Source organism: Caulobacter sp. AVps18 (assembly GCF_058681425.1).
In genome coordinates, this window is sequence record NZ_CM178737.1 from 296252 (window position 1) to 319013 (window position 22762).

The 22762-nt window shown below is 66.4% G+C and carries 21 protein-coding genes and 2 pseudogenes; 14 read left to right on the forward strand and 9 right to left on the reverse strand.

Going from position 1 to position 22762, the window contains the following annotated elements; genetic code table 11:
• The first annotated feature begins 3 nt into the window (after positions 1-3).
• Complete coding sequence (locus tag ACW179_RS01315) at positions 4-1374, forward strand: glycoside hydrolase family 27 protein (protein ID WP_492062183.1); 1371 nt, start codon at positions 4-6, stop codon at positions 1372-1374.
• Between the two features lie 25 nt (positions 1375-1399).
• On the opposite strand, the gene ACW179_RS01320 is transcribed toward ACW179_RS01315, so the two are convergent.
• On the reverse strand, positions 1400-2164 hold the full coding sequence (locus tag ACW179_RS01320) for a FadR/GntR family transcriptional regulator (RefSeq protein ID WP_492062185.1): 765 nt from the start codon (positions 2162-2164) through the stop codon (positions 1400-1402).
• Between the two features lie 163 nt (positions 2165-2327).
• Here ACW179_RS01320 and araD1 point away from each other — a divergent pair, with 163 nt between their 5' ends.
• Both araD1 and ACW179_RS01330 read left to right on the forward strand, forming a co-directional pair.
• A complete protein-coding gene (araD1, locus tag ACW179_RS01325) occupies positions 2328-3338 on the forward strand; it encodes an AraD1 family protein (protein WP_492062187.1) in 1011 nt (336 codons plus the stop codon).
• A gap of 107 nt (positions 3339-3445) precedes the next feature.
• Entirely contained in the window at positions 3446-4972 is a 1527-nt protein-coding gene (locus ACW179_RS01330) for an aldehyde dehydrogenase (NADP(+)) (RefSeq protein ID WP_492062188.1), read from the forward strand.
• Positions 4973-5137: 165 nt separating this feature from the next.
• Here ACW179_RS01330 and ACW179_RS01335 read toward each other — a convergent pair whose 3' ends face one another.
• The gene (locus tag ACW179_RS01335; RefSeq protein WP_492062190.1) at positions 5138-6412 is read right to left on the reverse strand and encodes a DUF3422 domain-containing protein; all 1275 of its coding nucleotides are present in this window, start codon (positions 6410-6412) and stop codon (positions 5138-5140) included.
• Positions 6413-6630: 218 nt separating this feature from the next.
• Here ACW179_RS01335 and ACW179_RS01340 point away from each other — a divergent pair, with 218 nt between their 5' ends.
• Positions 6631-7782, forward strand: coding sequence for an aldose epimerase family protein (locus tag ACW179_RS01340; RefSeq protein ID WP_492062192.1), 1152 nt, complete (start codon positions 6631-6633; stop codon positions 7780-7782).
• A gap of 180 nt (positions 7783-7962) precedes the next feature.
• On the opposite strand, the pseudogene ACW179_RS01345 reads toward ACW179_RS01340, so the two are convergent.
• Positions 7963-8040, reverse strand: a pseudogene (locus ACW179_RS01345) (hypothetical protein); the annotation flags it as partial.
• A 10-nt stretch (positions 8041-8050) separates the two neighbouring features.
• Between ACW179_RS01345 and ACW179_RS01350 the strand changes: the two are divergent.
• From ACW179_RS01350 to ACW179_RS01370, 5 genes and pseudogenes are all read left to right on the forward strand, one after another.
• The gene (locus ACW179_RS01350) at positions 8051-8245 is read left to right on the forward strand and encodes a pesticin C-terminus-like muramidase (RefSeq protein ID WP_492062194.1); all 195 of its coding nucleotides are present in this window, start codon (positions 8051-8053) and stop codon (positions 8243-8245) included.
• A gap of 74 nt (positions 8246-8319) precedes the next feature.
• Entirely contained in the window at positions 8320-8721 is a 402-nt protein-coding gene (locus ACW179_RS01355; protein WP_492062195.1) for a lysozyme inhibitor LprI family protein, read from the forward strand.
• 433 nt (positions 8722-9154) lie between these two features.
• On the forward strand, positions 9155-9721 hold the full coding sequence (locus ACW179_RS01360) for a hypothetical protein (RefSeq protein ID WP_492062197.1): 567 nt from the start codon (positions 9155-9157) through the stop codon (positions 9719-9721).
• 318 nt (positions 9722-10039) lie between these two features.
• Positions 10040-10103, forward strand: a pseudogene (locus ACW179_RS01365) (hypothetical protein); the annotation flags it as partial.
• Positions 10104-10171: 68 nt separating this feature from the next.
• Positions 10172-10513 carry an endonuclease domain-containing protein gene (locus ACW179_RS01370; protein WP_492062199.1) on the forward strand — a complete coding sequence of 114 codons (342 nt, stop codon included), beginning with the start codon at positions 10172-10174 and terminating at the stop codon, positions 10511-10513.
• A 633-nt stretch (positions 10514-11146) separates the two neighbouring features.
• Here the strand turns inward: ACW179_RS01370 and ACW179_RS01375 are convergent.
• Genes ACW179_RS01375 through ACW179_RS01390 form a run of 4 tightly spaced genes read right to left on the reverse strand, consistent with a single transcriptional unit; the run spans position 11147 to position 15685 of the window.
• Complete coding sequence (locus ACW179_RS01375) at positions 11147-12523, reverse strand: DUF6880 family protein (protein ID WP_492062201.1); 1377 nt, start codon at positions 12521-12523, stop codon at positions 11147-11149.
• Positions 12524-12558: 35 nt separating this feature from the next.
• Positions 12559-13959 carry a zinc-binding metallopeptidase family protein gene (locus ACW179_RS01380; protein WP_492062203.1) on the reverse strand — a complete coding sequence of 467 codons (1401 nt, stop codon included), beginning with the start codon at positions 13957-13959 and terminating at the stop codon, positions 12559-12561.
• Positions 13960-13961: 2 nt separating this feature from the next.
• Positions 13962-14624 (reverse strand): cysteine hydrolase family protein, encoded by a 663-nt coding sequence (locus ACW179_RS01385; protein ID WP_492062205.1) that lies wholly within the window; start codon positions 14622-14624, stop codon positions 13962-13964.
• A complete protein-coding gene (locus ACW179_RS01390) occupies positions 14621-15685 on the reverse strand; it encodes an LLM class flavin-dependent oxidoreductase (RefSeq protein WP_492062206.1) in 1065 nt (354 codons plus the stop codon). Before ACW179_RS01390 ends, ACW179_RS01385 begins: the two co-directional genes overlap by 4 nt.
• Positions 15686-16203: 518 nt before the next feature.
• On the opposite strand from ACW179_RS01390, the gene ACW179_RS01395 reads away from it, so the two are divergent.
• From ACW179_RS01395 to ACW179_RS01415, 5 genes are all read left to right on the forward strand, one after another.
• Positions 16204-16383, forward strand: a complete 180-nt coding sequence (locus tag ACW179_RS01395) for a hypothetical protein (protein WP_492062208.1) — start codon at positions 16204-16206, stop codon at positions 16381-16383.
• Between the two features lie 73 nt (positions 16384-16456).
• Positions 16457-16666 carry a hypothetical protein gene (locus ACW179_RS01400; RefSeq protein WP_492062210.1) on the forward strand — a complete coding sequence of 70 codons (210 nt, stop codon included), beginning with the start codon at positions 16457-16459 and terminating at the stop codon, positions 16664-16666.
• Positions 16667-16798: 132 nt separating this feature from the next.
• Positions 16799-18493, forward strand: a complete 1695-nt coding sequence (locus ACW179_RS01405) for a hypothetical protein (protein WP_492062212.1) — start codon at positions 16799-16801, stop codon at positions 18491-18493.
• 285 nt (positions 18494-18778) lie between these two features.
• Complete coding sequence (locus ACW179_RS01410; RefSeq protein ID WP_492062214.1) at positions 18779-19984, forward strand: saccharopine dehydrogenase family protein; 1206 nt, start codon at positions 18779-18781, stop codon at positions 19982-19984.
• Positions 19985-19990: 6 nt separating this feature from the next.
• The gene (locus ACW179_RS01415; protein ID WP_492062216.1) at positions 19991-21163 is read left to right on the forward strand and encodes a carboxynorspermidine decarboxylase; all 1173 of its coding nucleotides are present in this window, start codon (positions 19991-19993) and stop codon (positions 21161-21163) included.
• Between the two features lie 31 nt (positions 21164-21194).
• Here the strand turns inward: ACW179_RS01415 and ACW179_RS01420 are convergent, their stop codons facing one another.
• Complete coding sequence (locus ACW179_RS01420; RefSeq protein WP_492062218.1) at positions 21195-21764, reverse strand: phosphatase PAP2 family protein; 570 nt, start codon at positions 21762-21764, stop codon at positions 21195-21197.
• On the reverse strand, positions 21761-22762 hold the full coding sequence (locus tag ACW179_RS01425; protein ID WP_492062220.1) for a GHMP family kinase ATP-binding protein: 1002 nt from the start codon (positions 22760-22762) through the stop codon (positions 21761-21763). The genes ACW179_RS01420 and ACW179_RS01425 overlap by 4 nt, the downstream gene beginning before the upstream one ends.

Consider the following 22762-nt stretch of genomic DNA (forward strand, 5'->3'; position numbering starts at 1 on the left):
TCCATGAGTTCACAGAACCGGCACACAATGACGGACTTTGGCGTGCTTCGTCGAGCTTTTCTGGCCTTTTCGGTCGCCGCATCCGCCTTGCCGGGCCTGGCACGGGCGGCCGATCCCCTCGCCTTCCGCCGCCTGGCCCCCACGCCGCCGATGGGCTGGAACAGCTGGGACAGCTTCGGCACGACCCTGACCGAGGACCAGGCGATCGACAACGCCGAGGTGATGGCCAAGGTACTGCTGCCGCACGGCTACGACGTCCTGACGGTGGACATACAATGGTATGAGCCCGGAGCGGTCGGCTTCAACTATCGAAACGACGCCCAGCTCACGCTCGACCCGTGGGGGCGACTTCTGCCGGCCGTCAACCGCTTCCCGTCCTCGGCGAACGGGGCGGGATTCAAGCCGCTGGGCGACCGTTTGCACGCCCTGGGCCTGAAGTTCGGCATCCACCTGATGCGCGGCGTGCCCCGTCAGGCGGCTGACCAGAACCTGCCGGTCCTGGGAACTGACGTCAGCTGCGGCGACATCGCCGACCGGACCAGCCTCTGCCCCTGGAACCCGGACATGTACGGCGTGGACATGAACAAGCCCGGCGCCCAAGCCTATTACGACAGTGTCTTCAAGCTGTTGGCCACCTGGGGCGTCGACTACGTCAAGGTCGACGACATCAGCCGCCCCTATCACGACCATTCGCCGGAGATCGAAGCGGTCCGCAAGGCCATCGACGCCTGCGGCCGACCGATCGTGCTGAGCCTGTCTCCGGGCGAGACGCCGCTGGATGCCGCCGCCCACGTCCAGCGCCACGCCAATCTCTGGCGGATCAGCGACGACTTCTGGGACGAATGGCCGCTGCTGCAGGAGCAGTTCGGCCGTCTGGAGCGCTGGAAACCCTACCGTATTCCCGGCTGCTGGCCCGACGCCGACATGTTGCCCCTGGGCGTGCTGGCGCTGGGCCGACGCACGACGCGGTTTACCCCCGACGAGCAGCGCACCATGATGACCCTGTGGTCGATCGCCCGCTCCCCCCTGATCATGGGCGGCGACTTGCGCAAACTCGATCCGGCGACGCAGGCCCTGCTGACCAATGACGAGGTCCTGGCTGTGAACCAGCGCAGCACGGGCAACAAACCGCTGTTCAACACAGGCGGCCTGGTAGCGTGGGGCGCGGAGGTCGCAGGGTCACGGGCGCGCTACCTGGCCCTTTTCAACACCACCGACGCACCGGCGACGGTGGGCGCGGACCTGGCGGCGCTGGGCCTGAATGGCGGCGTTGCGGTACGGGACCTGTGGGCCCGCAAGGCCGACGGCGTCGCGAACGGTCGGCTGGAACGGACCCTGCCGGCGCACGGCGCGGGGCTGTACCGGCTGGGGTAAGCACGTTCGCTCGGGCAGCGCGCGGTCAGGCCTCCGGGTTGATTGCCGCGCGCGTGTCCTCCAGCGCCAGCCCCACCAACCGCTCCATCGCCAGCCGCGCCTGATCCGACCGGCCGGCGGCGATAGCGTCAAACACCTTCCAGTGGTCGGGCATGGGATCGCGCGGTAGCTCGCGCTTGCGCTGTTTGAAGATCGTGGTCCAGCGCACCGCCGCCCCGATACTGCTGCTCAGCGAGAACAGCGCCGCATTGTCGGTCGCCTCCAGCACAGTGTCGTGGAAATCGCGGTCAGCGGCCTGGCCCTGCTCTGTAGCCAGGGTGTGCTGCTGCATCCGGATCAGGGCCTGGCGCATATGTTCCAGTTGCGCCTCGTCGCGCCGTTCGGCGGCCAGGGCGGCCGCAGCGGGCTCGACGATCATCCGCAGTTCGAAAAGGCCTTTCAGGAAGGCCTCGCTGGGTTCGGCGTCGAAGAACCAGGCCAGCACCTCGGGATCCAGCAGGTTCCAGCGGGCGCGGGGACTGACGCGGGTGCCGGTCTTGGGCCGACTTTCGACCAGCCCCTTGGCGGCGAGAATGCGGATGGCTTCGCGATAGGCGCTGCGCGAGACGTTCAGGTCTTCGCTGGCGTCGATCTCGTTGTTGAGGATATCGCCCGACGCATGGCGACCCGAGACGATGGCCACGCCCAGGGTGCGGGCGATTGAGCCGTGCAGCCGGCTGGGATTGGCCCCGCCCGGGGCCTTGCCGCGCGCGGCCCCGGCGCGCGAATCCTTTTCGCTCTTCGTCCGCACGCCCGTTCCTCACCCGACCCGAAATCGCCTTGGTTACGACACTAGCGAGACGGCTCGCCTGGCGACAAGCGATTCCGCTGCGGCCCGATGCGGGTTTGACAGCTGACAGGCTTTCGCTATTTGTCCGACTTAATAGACGACGCGACGAAAAAGGGCGACGACCATGGTGTTGAGGTTTGTTCAACTGACAACGGTAAAGGGCGAGCGGGCCCTGGCTGCCGTCAATGATACGGGGCTGGCGCGCAGGGTCGTGGTGGCCGATACCCTCCATGGTCTTGGCCAGGTCGCCCTGGCGGCCGGCGGCACCTTGGCCGAGGCCGCCCAGGCCCAGCCGTTTGGCGAAGACCTGGACATCGCCGCCGCCCTGGCCGAGGGCCGGGTGCTGGCTCCCATCGACCACCCCGACCCCGCCCACCTCATCCTGACCGGCACGGGCCTGACCCACCTCGGCTCGGCCGAGGGACGCGACAAGATGCACAAGGCCGCCCTGGCCCAAAAGGAAGGGACGCAGGAAACCCTGACCGACTCCATGCGGATGTTCCTGATGGGCGTCGAAGGCGGCAAGCCCGCACCGGGCGAAACCGGCGTTCAGCCCGAATGGTTCTACAAGGGCGACGGCTCGCACGTGGTCTCCCCCGGCGCGCCCCTGGTTTCGCCCGCCTTCGCCCAGGACGGCGGCGAGGAGCCTGAGATCGCGGGCGTTTATCTGATCGGCCCAGACGGCGCGCCCTATCGCCTCGGCTTCTGTCTGGCCAACGAGTTCTCCGATCACGTCGTCGAGCGTGGCAACTATCTCTGGCTGGCCCACTCCAAGCTGCGCCAGGCGGCCCTGGGTCCAGAACTGCTGACCGGCGACCTGCCCGCCGACGTACGCGGCGCCAGCCGCATCCGGCGCGACGGCACTGTCGTCTGGGAAAAGCCGTTCCTGTCGGGCGAGGCCAACATGTCCCACGCCATCGCCAATCTGGAGCACCACCACTTCAAGTACGACCTGTTCCGGCGGCCGGGCGACATTCACGTGCACTTCTTCGGCACGGCCACCCTGTCGTTTTCGGACGGATTCCAGACGCAGGTGGGCGACGAGTTTGAAATCACCGCCGCGCCGTTCCACTATCCCCTTCGCAATCGCCTGGCCCAGGCGCAGCAGCAGGCGGTAACCGTACGCGTCCTCTAAGCCGGGCGAGCCGGCTCCGATCAAGACAGTATTGTTACCGGTAGCATTGCTACCCTTGTTCCGTATATCTGTTGCCCAACTCCTTGCCTGAATCCTGAGAGATCCCGATGTCTGAAGCCGCGCTGCGGGCCCTCAACCCCGCCACCAACGAGGCCTTCGGCCCGACCTTCGTCGAGCCGGACGCGGCCGCCATCGAGGCAGCCTGCGCTGCGGCTGCGGCCGCCTTCGACGCCTTTCGCGAGACTGATCCCGCGACCCGCGCAGCCTTCCTTGAGGCCATCGCCACCGAGATCGAGGCCATCGGCGACACCCTGATCGAGACCGCCATGGCCGAAACCGGCCTGCCGCGTCCCCGTCTGGAAGGCGAGCGCGGTCGCACCACCGGCCAGCTTCGCCTGTTCGCCCAGGTCGTGCGCCGCGGCGACTGGATCGGTGCCCGCATCGACCCGGCCCTGCCCGAGCGCAAGCCCATGCCGCGCGCTGACCTGCGCCAGCGCTTCATCCCGCTGGGTCCGGTGGTGGTGTTCGGGGCCAGCAACTTCCCGCTCGCCTTCTCGACGGCCGGTGGCGACACCGCCTCGGCGCTCGCAGCCGGTTGCCCGGTCATCGTCAAGGGCCACCCGGCCCACCCCAACACCGGCGAACTGGTCGGTGCGGCGGTCAAGCGCGCCGTGGCGTCCTGCGGCTTGCCGCAAGGCGTCTTTGCCCTGCTGACCGGCCAGTCGCACGCCCTGGGCGGCACGCTGGTCCGTGATGCGCGCATCAAGGCGGTCGGCTTTACCGGTTCACGGGCCGGCGGCGTCGCGCTGATGCGGATCGCGGCCGAGCGCCCCGAACCGATCCCGGTCTTTGCCGAAATGAGCAGCGTCAATCCGGTTCTGCTGCTGCCGGCCGCGCTTTCGGCCCGCGCCGAAGCCCTGGGCGCTGCGTTCATCGGGTCGCTGACGATGGGTGCCGGCCAGTTCTGCACCAATCCGGGCCTGATCTTCGCCGTCGAGGGACCCGATCTGGCCCGCTTCACGGCCGCCGCCACGGCCGCCCTGAGCGCCGCCCAGCCCCACGTCATGCTGACGCCCGGCATCTTCGGGGCCTTTGAGCAGGGCGTAGGCCAGCTGACGGGTCGTGACGGCGTCACCCTGCTGGCGCGCGGCTGCGTCGGCGAAGGCGTCAACCAGGCGGTCGGCGCGCTGTTCGAGGTCGATGCGGCAACCTTCCTGACCGACGACGTGCTGGGTCACGAGGTATTCGGCTCGTCGTCCGTGATCGTGCGAGTGCCTGATCTGGCCACCCTGACCAGCCTGCTGGAGCGTCTGGAAGGCCAGTTGACGGCCACCCTGCAAATGGATGCCGACGACGCCGACCTGGCGCGCAGCCTGCTGCCGATCCTGGAACGCAAGGCCGGCCGCATCCTGGCCAACGGCTGGCCCACGGGCGTCGAGGTCTCGCATGCCATGGTCCATGGCGGCCCCTTCCCGGCCACCTCCGATCCGCGCGGCACCTCGGTGGGCACGCGGGCCATCGAGCGCTTCCTGCGGCCGGTCTGCTATCAGGACATTCCCGACACCCTGCTGCCCCCTGCCCTGCAGGCTGACAACCCCCTGGGCGTCGCCCGCGCGCTGGACGGTGTGCTCTAAGCCTCTGAGTAAAAACCCTTTCCGACCAGGGCTGCGAAGCCTTCAGGTCGGAAAGGGCTCATGAGCGCGTTCCGAAAAGTGGGAACCGGTTTTCGGAATGAAACGCGCGTCAAAACAAAAGACTAGAGCCGGTTGCGATCTGATTTCATCAGATCGCAACCGGCTCTAGTGCCCCACCAGGGTCTTCTTGCGACGGTGCAGGCCGACGGCGACGGCGGCCAGCACCAGCGGCACCAGCAGCGACAGGGCTAGCTCGGCCATGCCGGGCAGACCGTGCAGCCAGGGCTTGAGCAGATAGCCCGCCAACCCGACCACATAATAGCTGACGGCGAACACCGAGAGCCCCTCGACCAGCCCCTGCAGTTTGGTCTGCAGGGCCAGTCGCTCGTTCATGCCCTGCAACAGCGCCTGGTTCTGATGATCCAGCGCCATGCCCAGCTTTGCCCGCAGCAGGTCGCTGGACCGGCCAATGCGGATCGACAGATCATCCAGTCGCCGATCGGCGGCCTCACAGGTTCGCATGGCGGGCAAGAGGCGCCGGGCGATGAACTCGCTCATGGTCGAGTGCCCGCTGACCCGCGTCTCGCGCAGGGCATCCAGCCTGTCGAGCGTCAACCGGTGATAGGACTCCGTCGCGCCCTGCCGAAACCGCGCCTTGGCGGCGCGCAGCTCGACCTCGGCTGACAGGGCCAGAAGCTGGTCCAGAACCGACTGGCTATCGCCGCCGGATACGGCCAGCTCGCCGGTGATCGCCGCCAGCCGGGCCTCGGCGCCGTCCAGCCAGCCCAGCAACTCACGGGCCGGCGGGAAGCCCAACAAAGCGAGCTTTCGATAGTTGCCGATCTCGAGAAGGGTCTGGACCAGACGCGAAACCTCGTCATGGGCCAGGCTGTGGTTATGCACATGGATACGGCCCGCCCCGCCGTCGCCGAGCCGGAAATCGGTCCAGATCCGCGCCGCACCGTCGAAAACCTCGCAGCTGACGCAGCGCGACAGGTCGATTCGCCGGCCGATGGCTTCCAGATCCGGCGCGTCGCTCGTGCGGGCCGACACCGAGATTTCCACGCCGCGAAACAGGGCGCCCGGTGCCCGGTCCCGCCAGGCCGCCTGATCCCAGGCGGTCGCGTCAAAACCCAGTCCCTCGCCCAGTGGCCCATAGGCAAAGGCTGTCCAGGTGGAGAACTCCTGATGCCGCTCCCACAGCCAGCCCCCCTCATCGCCCGCCGCCAGCAACCGGCCCGAGGGAGCAACAGCCGCGCCGTCAGGATGAAGTTGCGCCAAAAGCGCCAGCTCTGCGGCGCGCTCGTCGGGGCCCACCAGCATCAGCCACTGCCGCAGCCGTACCGGGGCGCGATCCAGCGGCAGCGACCGCAGGTGCATCAGGTCGCTCAACGCCACCCGCAGCGGGTGGTTGATGGCCGATCCGGTCTCGTCTCGCATCTGGTGCTTCCTGCGCGCGGTCGCTGGGGCGTTGCTTCAGGCTTGCCCGCCACAAAGGGTATCGCACGCACCTGCGAAGACCAGATGATTGCAGTCACATTCTGCTTCGGAAGATTGCGCCGGACTGATTGCATCACGCCAATTTGTCTGAGTATAGTCCGGCGACAGCGCCGCCCCCCTTTTGAGGGCGAAACAGGCGCGAGGGATGAGGAAACAGCATGACGCGTCAGGGCCTAATTTCGACCGCCGCCCTTCTGGCCGCAACCCTGATCGCGCCGGGCGCTGCGCTCGCGGCCGACTATAGCCGCGCCTCGTTTGGTCAAACCCCGGCGGGCGAGGCGGTCGAGGCCATCACCCTGACCAACGGCAAGGGCGTCAGCGCCACGATCATCACCTATGGCGCCACCCTGCAGTCGCTCATCGCCCCGGACCGCAAGGGTGCCAAGGCCGACATCGCCCTCGGCTTCGGCGACGCCCAGACCTATGTGAAGACCGCCAGCTATTTCGGGGCCTCGGTCGGCCGGTTCGCCAACCGCATCGGCAAGGGCCGCTTCACCCTGGACGGCAAGACCTACCAGCTGGCCCTGAACAATAACGGCGTCGCGGCCCTGCACGGCGGGACCAAGGGCTTTGACAAGGTGGTCTGGAAGGTTCTGGACGTGAAAAAGGGGCCGGTGGCCTCCGTGACCATGAGCCATGTCAGCCCCGACGGCGAAGAAGGCTATCCGGGAACCCTGACCGCCACCGCCACCTACGCCCTGGACGAACAGAACCAGCTGACGATCACCTATGGCGCCACCACCGACAAGCCGACCATCGTCAACATCACCAACCACGCCCTGTTCAACATGGCCGGCGAAGGCGCGCCCGAGGGGGCGATGGGCAATGTGCTGACCCTCCCCGCCGATGGCTATACCCCCGTCGACGCCGAGCTGATCCCGACCGGCGCCACAACGCCCGTGGCCGGCACGGTCTTCGATTTCCGCAAGCCGACCGCCGTGGGCGACCGTATCCGCGACGCGTCAGATCCGCAGATCGTCGTCGGGCGCGGCTATGACCACAACTACGTCCTGAACGGTGCCTCGGGCGGCGCGCTGCGCCTCGCGGCCCGACTGACCGATCCCAAGAGCGGCCGGACGCTGGAAATCCTCAGCGACCAGCCGGGCATCCAGTTCTATGCCGGCAACTTCATGGACGGCACCACGGTGGGCAAGAGCGGCAAGATCTATCGCCAGGGCGACGGCATCGCGCTCGAGCCCCAGCACTTCCCCGACGCCCCCAACCAGCCCAGCTTCGCCCCTGTGCGGCTGGACCCGGGCCAGACCTATCGCAACACGATGGTGTTCCGCCTGACGACGGTGGGGAAGTAGCGGCCCACGCGCCAAATCCCTCTTCCAAAGTGGAAGAGGGATGCGTGTGCGGGCTACTATCGAATTAGGACTTACCGTTTAACGATAAATGGCGTGAGTCCCTGTTTCCCTGCGCCGCCGCGCCAGCGTCAAGCGACAGACCCTCGAACATCGGCGCTTGCAGCACCGCAAAATCGCTGCCTAGATATCAATCCCAGACGAGGCCAACCCTTCGCTAAATCCGCAGCCCAACTGTCTCAAAACTTCTGACGACGTACACGTCGCCAGATTGGCGGACCGTTATAATGACGCCAGAGATCATAACTTCTACGCGCTGCCGCCAGAAGCGCAGACCGTGATTGCATCCGTGGCTTTCCAGTACGGAACCAATCTAGCCTCGGCGACGCCAGACTTCTGGAGCCAGGTTACGACGGGCGACTGGAATGGCGCGTACAATAACCTCCCGAACTTTGGAGACGACTAACCCACACGGCGCGACGAGGCGGCCTTGCTGAAAAACGCAGTCGATGCCGGGACGCTTTTATAGGAGATTTCAGCTTGGCTAGGCTCTGGCTATATTTAGGCTTGGCGACCGGTATCTTGTTGTTGGTGCCGCAGGCATTCGCCGAAGATCGAATGTGTCTGAACGCCAAAAATGCCCGCGAAGAACTAGAGTGTCTTTCCGCTGCCCTAGCGCCCAAGCTAACGGATCTTGTAAGTACCGAAACCGCCATTGTTGCCAAGTTGAAGTGGCCGAGCGGCGACGCTAAGTCCGAGCGCTTCAAGCAGGCAAATCTCGACTGGCGACAGGCAGTGGCGTCGACCTGTGACGTCTTGCCTTCCGACCTTCATGAAGGGGGCAGCCTGGCCAAATCGAATTCGGTCCGCTGCAGACTACAAATGTACGATCAGAGGAATCGGTTGCTGCAATATCTGTACAGATCGACGTTGAATAACTGAGGCTGCGGCCGGGCCGTAGGCGCCGTAGCGAGGGCCACAATTATGACGATCCAGTCCACGTTTACGTATTGCGCGGCGGGTTGATTTGGCGCACTGATGCAACCTAAAGAAAACCGGCGGGGTGTGATATGCGAGCACTGACGAAGGAAGAGCTGGAGTTGACCGCCGGCGGCGACGGGGACGCCGTTTCGCCGATCACGGTCATTGGTACACCGCCTACGGAAACAACGTGGGGTGGCTACACCTCCACTACCGGTCGGGGGCCCTCTCACGCCGCCCAACGACTGGGGCACGAAAACGGCGACAGCATCGGTACGTCCCAGACTCTCCTGAACAAGTACCCCGGGATCACCGACCGCGTGCACGTCGAGCTCAGGCAGAACGGTGCCTTGGTCGACCCATCGACGAAAATCCCAATGACGGCCTGCTGACCATGCGTATGCGATCCCTGTTTGCCACCATATGCCTAGCCTCGGCGATGGGCGGCCTTGTGGAGGCAAAGGCGCCTCCACAAGGCGCTACGCTTGCTGAGACGATATTCGCGCAGCAGGAGCAGGTTCCAGCGCCGCAAGCAAAGGAGCCGGCCGCCCGGTCGTATGCGGATCTTGGCAAAGGGGACTACCAGGCGGCTTTGACCGCCTTACGCGCGGCGGACGCGCCTGAGGTGTTCGAAGGCGCACGTTTTATCTACCTGCCGCAGCTTGCCTATCTTGAATGGAAAGCGGGCGATGAAGCGGCTGCCCGGGTTCACGCCCGTCAAGCACTCGCGGCTTATGAGCTCGTCAACGGCACCGCCGCGTGCCCGGACGACGCCGACTACGCCAAGCCTTCAGTCCGTCTGTCCGGGGTGGGCGTAAAGCTTACGCCGGCCGAGGAGCGCGAAGTTATGGGGCGCGTGTGCAACGTTTTTCTCGAGACGATAGTCAAACGTGACCGCACTTGGGCCAGCGACGGCCTCTATCTGACCAAGCTGAACACGATTCTCGGTCTGCTCGACTAAGCCATGGCTGAACCACGCACGTCGGTGAGGGGTGCCTTCGAAAAACAGGGACACGCGCTCTTTATCGTTAAACGGAAAGTCGTTCATCGATAAAGACCAAGCGCGCCCATTCCCCCCGACTCCGCCAAGATAAGCGTCCTACCGGGATGCTTCCCCGCCCTGAAACCCTTGGTGGAATTAGAGCTCTGGGGTCAGACCGTGTCAATGACGCCGCGCCGCGCCGCCGCGCGCGGCCGGCCTCTGGCCGGTCATTGACACGGCCTGACCCTAGAGCAAGCTCGCCTCCAAGGCTTTAAGGCGCTGTGTGGGCGGCGCGGCCAAAACCCCTCTTCCAAAGGGAGAGGGAGGGGCCCGCCGCGAAGCGGTGGGAGGGTGAGGGGTTTCACCCTGTCCGGAAAATCCCAAGTCCTGAGGTTGAACGGCCCATCGGCGTCAGGTCACCCTGCGCCCATGGACAGGACCACCAACGCCCGCCGTCTCCGCCAGGACCAGACCTTGCCGGAAAAGGTCTTGTGGAACCTCGCCCGCAATCGCCGCCTCGGGGGCTACAAGTTCCGGCGACAGGTCGCGATAGATCGCTACTTCGCCGATTTCGTCTGTGAGGCGGGCGAGCTGATCGTGGAACTGGACGGCCCCGTGCATGAGGGTCGGGAGGACTATGATGATCGACGCTCTGAGGTTTTGGCGCTTTATGGCTATGTCGTCCTGAGATTTCCAAACGAGCGTGTGCTGACTGATCCGGGCGGGGTTGCGGACGATATTCTGGCAGGGCTTCGTTCGGACACGGTGTAACCCCTCACCCTCCCACCGCTGCGCGGCGGGCCCCTCCCTCTCCCTTTGGAAGAGGGAAAAATTTTCGCTATCCCCGTTCTCGCACGGGGATAGAACCACCCGGGTCCCAGCAAATTCAACGCCCTGACCCGCACCACCACCGTCACGATCGAAAATCGACGCACACCCCCGCAAACTGGCCGCATAGTTCTCCTCGCCCCGCCACGGGGGAGGACGTCCAGCTGGCGACCTGACGGGTGGTGGGGAGGGTCGAGCGGGAAGCGTCCGTCGGCCGTCGTTTGAAGGCCCGGCAGGGTCTGGCGGAGCAGGACAGCCCACAGGGGCGCTGTGTTGAGGCCAGGCCGGGACCGCCGGGAACACCCTTTGGCGACGCCCGCGAGGCGCGACAGGTCCGGGCTGAAATCGCCTGGACGGTCCGGGGAGCGCCATCTCCCCGCCCGCCGGAGGCCTCTTTGGAAGCGGGTTAAAACCCCGCGCCCCGAAGGCTTTCGTCCACCGATCCTGCGGAGCGCTCCGGCCCAGGCCGAAACGGTACTCCACTACAAACACACATCCGGGTTTGGCCCGGACGCTCCGCCGCCTCCCCACACTCGCCGGTGAAATTCCGGCGAGGGCGCGAACCTGTGTCTGACCCTACAGCCGCCGATAGGCCGCGATGCGCTTGCGATAGATCTCGTGGTCCTCGAACGGCGCATCGGCAGGAAGTGAGGGAACCAGCGATTCCGCCTCCAGCAGATGGGTCCGCGCGGCGGCATAGCGCTCGGTGCGGCCGTGGCGGACCACATCGTCGATCATGGCCCGCAGCAGGATGGTGGCCGCCACCGGATGCCGGTGCTCCAGCAACCGGGCGGCGGGCTCCAGCACCTCGGGCCGGTCGCCATGCAGAGCCGGGCCGCGCCGGGCCACCAGCTTGGCGGCATTCTCGGCCGACGGCCAGGCGGTCAGGAAGGCCAGGGCCCGGTGCGGGTCGGGGAAGGCCACGGCATAGGCCAGGGCCTGGTCCTCGGCCTCGACGTCTTCGAAGTCGGGCAGGCGCTTGATGAACCCCCGCAGCATGTCGGGCGACAGGGTGGTCTTGAAGCTGGCCCAACGGGCGAACTGGGCGCCGGTCTGGTCGCCGGCCGCCTCCAGCACGACGATGCGAGCCTCGTCCCACTCGATGGTCAGGGAGCCGGCGCGCTCGTTGTCGGCAGGAGCCGAGGCTTCAAGCGCGGCTATAGCCTCGGGAATGCGGCCCGCCGCCAGCAGGCGCAGGGCGATCTGGGCCCCGATCGGCGGCAGCACCTGTTGCGAGGCCGGCACCAGGGCCAGATAGCCGTCGACATCGCCCTGCAGGTCGGCCAGCACCTGGGCAGCGGCCCGCAGGCGCGGATCAGGACGCTTCTGGTCCGCCAGACGCTTGCCCAGCCGCGTCCGCAGGTCGCCGACCGTAGCCGCATCCAGCGCCGGGGCGGCGGCGCGCAGCAGTTCGACCGACAGGCGCGAGGAGGCGTTGAGCAGGAACGACAGCAGGGTCTCGCCCAGCCCCTTGCTGTCGATCTTCCTCGCCAGCGGCGCCAGCCGCGCGATGTCGGCGATGGCCGCCTCGAACACCTGGGCCATCTCGCCCTTGGTATCGTTGATCCGGCCTTCCAGAGCCTCGGACAGCATGACGATCCGCGCCAGCGAGCCCATGGCCAAAACCGGGTCCAGCTCGCCCAGCTGGCCGCCGGCCGCCGCGCGATGGGCGTCCAGGTCGCGGACGAACTCCTTGTATTTTCGCCAGTTGATCCGGGCCCGACTGTCGCCGATGGCCTCGACCCGCTTGTCGATCTCAACCGCCAGGTCGGCGGCGCCGACCTCGCCGGCCAGGGCCAGCTTGAGGCGTCGCTTGATCCCCGCCTGACCGTCGGCGACCTCGATCAGCAGGGCGGCCAGGCGCTCGGCCCCGAGATGGGCGAGGTTTGTGGCATTGACGGTCTTGCGCGGCGCAGCCCGCTTGACGACCTTCACCTTGCCCGCTTCGGCCAATGCAGCTCTCCCGATCGCCACGTCTGTTCAGCGTCCTAAAGCACAGACCCCGGACCGCCCAGAGATTCGATCAGATCAGGTCCCGGCGCTGGCGGACCGGCGCAACTGGCCCGGCCGCACACCGCCAGGGCGGTCAGGGCATAAACGAGGGCGCTGTCGACCAGGTCCTGCGGGGTCGGACGCCAGCGCTTGAACCCCGTGGTGATGGCCGGGATGCGGTGCATGTTGAACACGTTGTGGTCGCGCCACATGCTGGAATAGACCGGATTGGCCAGGGCCACCGGATGGCCCAGGGTCAGCTGGGTGGCGACATCCACCGCCCCGACCAGCGGTGCCACTTCACGGGCGTCGGCCTCAAAACCATGGCGCACGACCACCGGCTCGATGTCGATGCGGCCCAGCCCCGCCTCGCGCACCATGGCCTCCAGCGCATGCTGGACGTCGGCGACGCGCTGTTTGGGATTGAGGCCCACCTCCAGATAGAGGTTCACCAGCTCGGTCCCCGCCCCGAAGGCGAAGGGAATGCCGCCCCGGATCGAGGCGATCTGCGACCTGGGCTGGGCCACGCCGCCGGGGCTGTCATAGCGGCTGGCCTTCTCCCACTCACCGCTCCAGGCGTGGATGGCGTCGGTCAGCTTGCCGATCCTGTAGATCGGATTGGGGTGCTGGGCAGCGGTCTCCGGGTGGTCCAGCAGGGGCGTGAACACCCCCTCGCCCCAGACCTGGAACCGGAACACGGCATAGCCGCAACCTACCCAGGTCAGGCCAAAATCACAGCCCTCGGCGGCTATGGCATAGTCCGGCGCCACGCCACCGTGGTGGAACAGGTAATGGGCTCCGATGTCCTTGCCCATATAGGCTATGCCCCGGTGCTCCTCGATCGGCTCGGGGCCGATCTCGCCGGGACAGGCGGTCAGATACATCTTGCCGGCCAGCGCGTAGCCGGCCGTCTTCAGGGCCTTGGCCGCGATCAGAAAGCAGCTCATCGGGCCACGATCATTGGCGATCGGATAGCCATACAGCTTGCCGTCCTCCAGCCAGCACTTTTCCCATTCGGGGTTGGCCAGGGTTTCAGGGCTGTACTTGTAGGCGTCCAGATCGGGGTTCCAGGTCGGGGCCTCGGTGTCGAGGTGGGCGGTGAACAGCAGGTTCTTGCCCCCCACCGTATTTGGACCCTTGCCGCCGTAGGTGCCGATGATGTTGGGCCGCTCGGGCGTCGCCCCCACCTTGCGCGGCGAGAAGCCCTCGCGCGCCATCCAGTCATGGACGTAGTTGGCGACCTCCAGCTCCTGGCCCGACGGGGCGGGGATGTTGCCCAGGGTCAGGGCCAGTTCGACGAGCTCGTCCTGGCTGATGGCGGCGGCGATGGCGTCGCGGTCGGCCTGGGTGACCGTATAGGGCGCAGCGGCGCCCATCGGGGGAAATCCGTCGGCCATACTCAGGCAGCCCCTTTCCAGGCGGTCGCGACCGCTGAGGTCTCCGTCAGGATCGCGCTGTTCAGTTCCATCACCTTCAGCGAGGCCGCATGGATATCGGCCTCATAGGCGGCGCAGGCGTCGGCCACGACGAAGACGTGATAGTCGAGGCTGAAGGCGTCGCGCACGGTGCTGTCGACACAGCATTCGGTGGTCAGGCCGGCCACCACCAGGGTGTCGACAGCCAGGGCCTTGAGCCGGGCGTCCAGGTCGGTGCCCAGAAAGCCGCTATAGCGGGCCTTTTCGATCACCAGCTCGCCCTCCAGCGGCTGGGGGCCATAGAAGTCTGCACCCAGGGTTCCGGCCCGGCACAGGGCTGCGTCGGAGTCGGGATCGCCGCCGCGACGCCGCATCCGCTCGTTCCAGGCGGGCGAGTCGCTTTGCGGCGTCGTGAACAGGCCCACGAAGATCACCGGCACGCCGGCCGCGCGGGCCTCGCTGACCAGCTGCTCGGCAGCGGCCAGGGCCGGCTCGACCCCGCTCATGTCCACGCCATAGCCGCCCAGCACGCCATGCGGCGCGGCGAAGTCCACCTGCATGTCGATGACCAGCACGGCGGTGCGGCCCGGCGCGATCCAGGCGGCCAGGCCGTCAGTCCCTGTGGCGGCGGCGGTCTCAGCGTTCACGAGAACACCGAGCGCAGGCCCGGCAGGATCTCAGCCCCGAACATGGTCAGGCCCTCGACATAGTCCGGGAAGATCAGCATCAGGCCGTCCAGCTCGCAGGCGGTGACAAAGTCCTCGATCTGGGCGGCGCAGGAGGCGGGCGACCCGGCCACCGTCTGGGTCATGAAGGCGCCCTGCTGGGCCGCCACGCTGGACAGCTTCTCGGCCGGCACGCCCCAGCTTTGCAGCATGGCCAGGATCGCGCCCATGTCAGCGCCGTCCTTGTAGTGCTCGACCAGGGCGTGGGCCCTGGCGTCGGTCTCGGCGTGAACCACCGTGCACATGGCGTAGGTCTTGATGGTCTTGCCCATGCCCTCGGCGGCCAGCTTGGCCCGGCGCGAGGCGTCGCGGCGCTCTTCGGGCGTGCGACCGCCGATGAAACAGGCGTCGGCCTCGCGCACCGAAAACTGGAACCCGCGGTCCGACATGCCGGCGCAGATCAGCTCGGGCCGCGGCCGCGACAGCGGCTTGGGCCTGGACTGGCAGTCCTTCATCGTGAAGAACTTGCCGGCGAAATCGACGCTGTCCTCGGTCCACAGGCGCTTGACGATCGTGGTCCATTCCTCGGTCAGGGCATAGCGGTCGTCATGGCTGAGGCTGTCGTCCCAGGCCCCCATCTGGTCGAACTCGCCCTTGTAGGCACCCGCCACAATGTTGAGCCCCGCCCGGCCGCCGCTGATGTGATCCAGGGTGGCGATCATCTTGGCCGCCACGGCCGGGTTCTGCAGCAGGGGATGGATGGTGGCCCAGATGCGCACGGTCTTGGTGGCCTCGGCGATGCCCGCCATCATGGTCACCGATTCCAGGGCCGTGCCCCAGTGGTCGGTCTCGCCGCCAAAGCCCCGGAACTTGCCCATGGACATCACGAAGTCCATGCCGACCTCGTCGGCGATAACCGCAGCGGCCCTGTTCTGCTGATAGAGGCCGTCGAGCACTGGCGCCGTCTTCGAGATGATCCAGCCCCCATTCGCGACCGGCAGGAAAACCCCGAAATCCTTGTGCTTGGATGGACTGTGGAACATGGCGCTCTTCCTTACGCGGCGTCTTGTAGCATGGCGGGCACAGTCCCGGTGGCGGATCCAGGCACTTGATGCAGCGTGTCCGGCTCAGCGTCAAAAGCGTCGCTTGTGCGCAGGCGTGGCATTCTGACGGCAAGATCACCCAGCCGCGCATCCAAAGCCGTCGGCAGCCGTTGACAGCGTTAATGAGTGTCGTGAAGGCGACTTAACCTTCACGATTATTCAAGTCTTCGTCAGAAAAAACCACGCCGCCCAGAGAATTCCGCACACAATTTAGACAATCAAAATGGCTTACGGCAAAGCTCCCACAAGTCTCATGCGCCAATAACTTGTTTACGGATTGCGTCATAAAGTCACAGCGGGGGAGACACGAAAGGACGCAAAAAATGGCCTTGAGCCCCACATTCATAAGCCGTGTAAATGTAATCAACGGCCCCGACACGACTATGGTCAGTTTCGGATCGCCGTCTGGTGCCGTCGAGGACGGCGGCGTCAAGGTTGAGGAGGCATTCCGGATTGTGATGAGCTACCGCCTCCTTCGCGAGGTGGCGACGCTGTTGACCCAGAAGGTGGCCGAATACGACGCCCATGTCGCGGCTACCAACGCCCGACGCGACGCCGACGCCGTCAAGGCGGCCGTCGAGCGCCGCACGATTCTGGACCTCGACGACAGGATCACGCCGGCCTCTCGACTGCAGTAGCTTTCGGCGGCGGCCCGTCTGGCCCGTGCCTTGCGACACCCCTTCAACGCCGTATCGAAGGGGGACAGTTGCCATGACCGGTTTTGAAGCCCAGCAGCCGCCGACCGCCTATGCCGTGACGCTGACCCCGCACGATCGCTACTGGTCGTGGGCCGTCCATGACCTCGCAGGTGAACCCCGCGCCAGGGGCGAGGACACCGACCGTGAAGCAGCCTGGCGTTCGGGACTGTTCGCCGCCGGCGCCATGGAATCCCTGAGCCGGATCGGGCAACGCCGCTTCTGACTTGCCGCCAAAGGCTACAGAACGCGGCCGCAGACGATGGGCCATGCCGTCCCCTAACCAATTGTATAATCTTTACACCCCCTTCGCACATGGCGGAGCACGGTGCGCCGGTAGCAATTGACTGGCGACCTAATGGCTTTTGGCTCATCCCTCGCCGTCTCGGCATCGACACGCCCATCCTCTTCCAGGTCGGAGATCGACGGACGGCTTGAGTCGGCGCGTCAGGTCATTGAAGGCCGCTTCATTGAGGCCGGCGCCGTGCTGACCAAGGCTGTCGAGGGCGTCGGCGGGCTGATCGCGGCGCTGGACGGCATCCGTCAGACCCTGGACACCGAGACTGTCGCCTCCAAGACGGGCGAACTGGCCAAGGCCGCCCAAACCCTGAGGGCGCTGCCCGAAAGCCTGGACGAGCGCCGCGGCCGGGTGGCCGAGCTGGTGCGGGTTGGCGAAGGCCTTTCGGGCAGTATCGACGAGATGCGCCAGCACCTGGCCTATCTCCGGGTCTTTGCGATCAACATCAAGATCACCTCCGGCGGCATCGCAGCGGCGGGTCCCGAGTTCGCGATCTTCGCCCAGGAGATCTATGACTGCATCGAGATGGGCCGCGCCCAGCTGGACGCCTTCAACGCCGACCTGATGGCCCTGGACAATACCCTGCGCGGGGCCCTGTCGCGTGAACAGGACCTGGGCCGCCACTGCCTGGCCCTGCTGCCGGCGGTGCCTGACGCCCTGATGGTCAGCGCCAACGCCATCACCGAGCACCACGCCAGGATCGGCGGCATGGCGGTGCGCGTGGCTGCGATAGCGCGTGACGTTCAGAAAAAGGTCGGCGGGGGCCTGGCCGCGCTGCAGATCGGCGACATCACCCGCCAGCGCATCGCGCACGTCCAGGCCGGCCTGAGGTTCATGGCCGAAGCGCAGGACCAGGCGCGCCTGTCGACCGACCAGGACCACCGCCTGCGCTCTTACGTCCATCGCCTGCTGGCCGCCCAGCTGGGTGCCACGTCCGAGGATTTCCACCGCGACGTATCGCGTATCGCGCTGAACGTCTCGGGCATGGCCGCGGACGCTTCGGACCTGTTGCGCCTGCGCGACCTGGCCCATGGAAAGGACGACGGCGCCGAAGGCGGCTTCCTGCGCAGCCTCGACACCCATGTCACCCAGGCCCTGGGCCTGGTGGACGACATGACCGCCGGCGAGCAGGCGGCCGAGGATGTCAGCCGTTCAGCCGTCCAGGTGGCCAGCGAGCTGACCCAACGCATCGCCGGCATCCAGGACATGCGCGCCGACGTCCAGATGATGGCGCTCAACACCACGCTGAAATGCAGCCGCATCGGCGACACCGGCAAGCCGCTGGGCGTCATCGCGGTCGAGTTGCGTCAGCACGCCATCCATCTGGAAAAGTCGGCTGCAGGCACCCTGATTGCTCTGGCCGGACTGGCCTCGACCGCCCAGGCGCTGGCCCGGCAGGGCGACGATGCCGAGGATGGCCGCGCCGCTGCTGCAGCGTCGGTGCTGGGCGGGGCCGTCGCCCGCATCCGCCAGGCCGGCGACGGCGTCGACGCCGACCTGACCTCTGTCGCCCGACAAGGCGCCGAGGTGGTCGACTTGCTGCGACGCGCCGCCGACCGTTTCGATTTCCATCGCCAGATCGGCTCGGTGCTGGACGCCGCCGCCAATGATCTGCTGGCCGAGGTCGGCGACAGCGATATCGTCACCGCCGACATTGCCGATGTGCTGCGCACGATCATGGACAGGCTCGCCAGGCAGTACACCCTGGCGCAGGAACGCGACGTCCACCGCGCCTGGACCGAAGACCTCGGCTAGGAAACGCCCCGGGCGGGCCATGGCGGGATGAACACCCCCCTCTGTGCTCGTAACGGGTGCGACCCGCTCGCCCGGCCTTCACAGACCTGTCAAGCGGCCCTGCTAGATAACTTGGACGCCCTGTGGGCGCGGGTCGGCGCTGGCCTTCGCCGTTCGGCCGGCGGCGGATTTTTACAAAACTCCGCCGAGGGTGATTAGCGGACCGGCCGTCCTCGTGATAAGACCCCTGCCCCCCGAAGAGGCGGCCTTGCCGTCATAGGTTGTTAGTCGTCAGGAGAAGCCCAGATGAGCAGGGTGCTGGTTATCGGCGCGGGTGGCGTCGGTTCGGTCGCAGTCCACAAGATGGCGATGAACGCCGACGTCTTCTCGCACATCACATTGGCGAGTCGCACAAAGTCGAAATGCGACGCCATCGCAGCGTCGGTCAAGGACCGCACGGGCGTCGTCATCGACACGGCCGCACTGGATGCCGACGACGTTGCCGCGACCACCGCGCTGATCAAGGCCGTCCAGCCCGCCCTGGTGGTCAACCTGGCCCTGCCCTATCAGGACCTCAACATCATGGACGCCTGTCTGGCGGCCGGCGTGCACTATCTCGACACCGCCAATTACGAGACGCGCGAAGAAGCCAAGTTCGAATACAGCTGGCAGTGGGCCTATCAGGACCGCTTCAAGGACGCGGGCCTGATGGCGCTGCTGGGCAGCGGCTTTGACCCGGGCGTGACCTCGGTGTTCACCACCTACACCAAGAAGCACCTGCTGGACCGGATCGACACGCTGGACATCCTGGACTGCAACGGCGGTGATACGGGCCTGCCCTTCGCCACCAACTTCAACCCCGAGATCAATATCCGCGAAGTGACCGCCCCCTCGCGGCACTGGGAAAACGGCCAGTGGATCGAAGGCCCGGCCCTGTCGCACAAGCAGGTGTTCGACTTCGACCAGGTCGGCCCCAAGAACATGTACCTCATGTATCATGAGGAGCTGGAATCCTTGGCCAAGTTCTATCCGGAGATTCAGCGCATCCGCTTCTGGATGACGTTCGGCGACTCCTATCTCAAGCACCTGGATGTGCTGCAGAACGTGGGCATGACCCGGATTGACCCGGTGATGTTCCAGGGCCGCGAGATCATTCCGATCGAGTTCCTCAAGGCGCTTCTGCCCGAGCCCGCGTCGCTGGGCCCGATCACCAAGGGCAAGACCAATATCGGCACGATCGCCACCGGCCTGAAGGACGGCCAGGCCAGGACGGTCTATGTCAACAATGTCTGCGACCACGAAGAGGCCTATGCCGAGACCGGCAACCAGGCGGTCAGCTACACCACCGGCGTCCCCGCCATGATCGGCGCAGCCCTGATGCTGACCGGCCAGTGGAAGGGCGCTGGCGTGTTCAACATGGAGCAGCTGGACCCCGATCCGTTCATGGACATGCTGAACAAGCACGGCCTGCCCTGGAAGGTGCAGGACCTGGCGGCTCCGCTGGCGTTCTGATCGGGCATGGAAACCAAGGCCGCCGGCCCCGGCGCTTTCGCCCGCTTTGATCTGAGCCGCGTCCCGTCGCCATGCTTCGTGGTCGACGAGGTCGCGGTGCGTCGCAACCTGGCCATGCTCAAGGCCGTAGGTGACGGGGCCGGCGCCAGGGTTCTGCTGGCGCTGAAGGCGTTTTCGATGTGGTCGCTGGCCGATGTGGTTGGCGAGTATCTCGACGGAGTCTGCGCCTCTGGCCTGTGGGAGGCCAGGCTGGCCCGCGAGTTCTATAGTGGCCACCTGACCACCTATTGCCCGGCCTACAAGGCGCAGGACCTTCCCGAGATCCTGCGACTGTCAGACAGCGTGATCTTCAATTCCCCCGACCAGATCGCGCGGTTTGGCGACCTGATCGCTGCGGCGCGGGCGGAGGGTCAGGTGTTCGATATCGGCCTGCGCCTGAACCCCGAGCACAGCGAGGCCGAGGTCGCCAAGTACGACCCCTGCCAGCGGGGCTCGCGCCTGGGCTTTCCGGTGTCGCAACTGCGGCCAGAGCATCTGGAGGGGGTCGATGGCCTGCACATCCATGCTCTGTGCGAGCAGGATTTCGCGCCGCTGCAGCGGATCTGGCAATCGCTGGAGCCCCGCCTTGAGCCCATGCTGGGCCAGCTGAAATGGCTGAACCTGGGCGGCGGCCATCACGTCACCCGGGCCGACTACCAGACCGCCGAGCTGATCGCCTTCCTGGCCGCAATCCGCCAGCGCTACGGGCTGGAAGTCTATATCGAACCCGGCGAGGCCATCGCGCTGGACGCCGGCATCCTGGTGGGCGAGATCCTCGACACGTTCGAAAATGGTCTGGACGTCGCCATCACCGACATCTCGGCCACCTGCCACATGCCTGATGTGATCGAGGCCCCCTATCGCCCCGCCCTGCTGAACGAGGTCGAGGATGGGGTAAAGATGCGGATCGGCGGACCGTCATGCCTGGCCGGCGACATCATCGGCGACTACGGCTTCGCCGTCCGCCCGCAGCCGGGCCAGCGCATCGCCTTCCTCGACCAGGCCCACTATTCGATGGTCAAGACCAACACCTTCAACGGCGTGCCCCTTCCGGCCATCGCGCTGTGGAACAGCGACAGCGACGCGCTCAAGCTGGTGCGGGAGTTCGACTACACAGCGTTCCGCGACCGCCTGTCCTGAGGATGGCGGTCGTTCGAAGCCAGTCGATGGTTTACAGGAACCGCGTGCTGGAAAGTCGCACGCCCGAGGCCAGGGCGATGGCCAGCACCAGCACCAGGCCGATCAGCAGGGGTCCGACCGGCAGCCGGCGCTGCCCGGCCTGAACCTCCAGCCCGCGCGCAAAGACAGCCACGGCGGGCAGGCCGACCAGCAGCCCCGCGATGACGTCAGGAATCGTGTGTGCCCCCAGGGTGACGCGGGTGATCGACACTCCAGCGACAGCGCTGACGGCCAGCAGGGCGCCAAACGCGCCCACGGCGCTGCGTCCCGCCTTGAGGAGCACCACCGCCGCACAGCCATAGACGACCGTCGCCAGGGCGGCATGGCCGCTGGGTGCGCCGCTGGACAGCTCGAAAGGCGCCGCCAGCCAGGGCGGCGGGGAAAGCTGGCGCGAGATCAGTTTCAGCCCGGCGACGGCCAGCACAACGCCGCCCACGCAGACGCCGAACACGGCCCCGACCAGACGACTGATCCGCATCCAGACGAACAGGAAAACAACGCCGGCGCCGGCCGAGGCGACGAACAGGTTGCCCAGGTCAGTGACGACCTGCTCGGGGTTCATCGGTCGCCGAGCAGGACCTGGCTGCCGCCACGGTCGATGCCGTAGTGCAGGCGCGGCATGTTCTGCGAGGCCATATAGGCTTCCAGGGCCTCGCCCGGCCCCGGGGTGAACAGCATCAGGAAGCCGCCGCCGCCCGCGCCGATCACCTTGCCGCCGGTGACGCCCAGATTGGCCCGGACATGGTCATAGAGCTGGTCGATGTGCGGCCAGCTGATCTTCGAGGACAGCTGCTTCTTGCTCAGCCAGTGCTCGTGCAGCATGTGGCCCCAGGCCTCGATGTCGCCGGCGATCCAGGCGTCGCGGATGCGATAGCCCAGGTCCTTGATGGCCCCCAGGCTCTGGGCGACCTGGTCGTGACCCGACCCCTTGGCCAGCATGGCGTTGTTCTGGTCGTCCAGGATCACCGCAGCGTCACGGCGCAGGCCGGTATAGTAGATGTGGGTGTGTTCGACAAAGGCAGCCTCGACGTCGGGCGCAATGTCGACCGAGCCGACCTTGACCTGGCCGTCGGGTGCGATGTCCAGCGTGGTCAGCCCGCCGAAGGCCGCCATGTACTGGTCCTGCTTGCCGATGCCCTTGGCCAGGACGTTGATCTCGAGATTGCAGGCCTCTTCGGCCAGGGCCTGGCGGTCGGGCGTATGGCCCTTCAGCGCGTGAAGGGCCCGCAGGAAGCCGACGAGAAAGCAGCTAGACGAGCCCAGGCCGGTGCCGCCGACGATGTCGCCGATGGAGGCGGCCTCAAAGCCCGTCTCGATGCCATGGCTGATCAGAGCGGCCCGCACCAGTTCGTGCTTCAGGTCGGCCGCGCGCTCGACCGTCTCCGGATCAGGACCCATCAGGGCCACGTGCTCGTGGAAGGCCGGCCGGTGGGCGCTGACGTGGATGTACTTGTCCAGCCCCATCGCGAAGATGAAGCCGCCGCCGTTGCGGTAATAGCTTTCCAGGTCGGTGCCCCCGCCACCCAGGGTCACGCGCAGCGGGGTACGGGTCGAGATCAT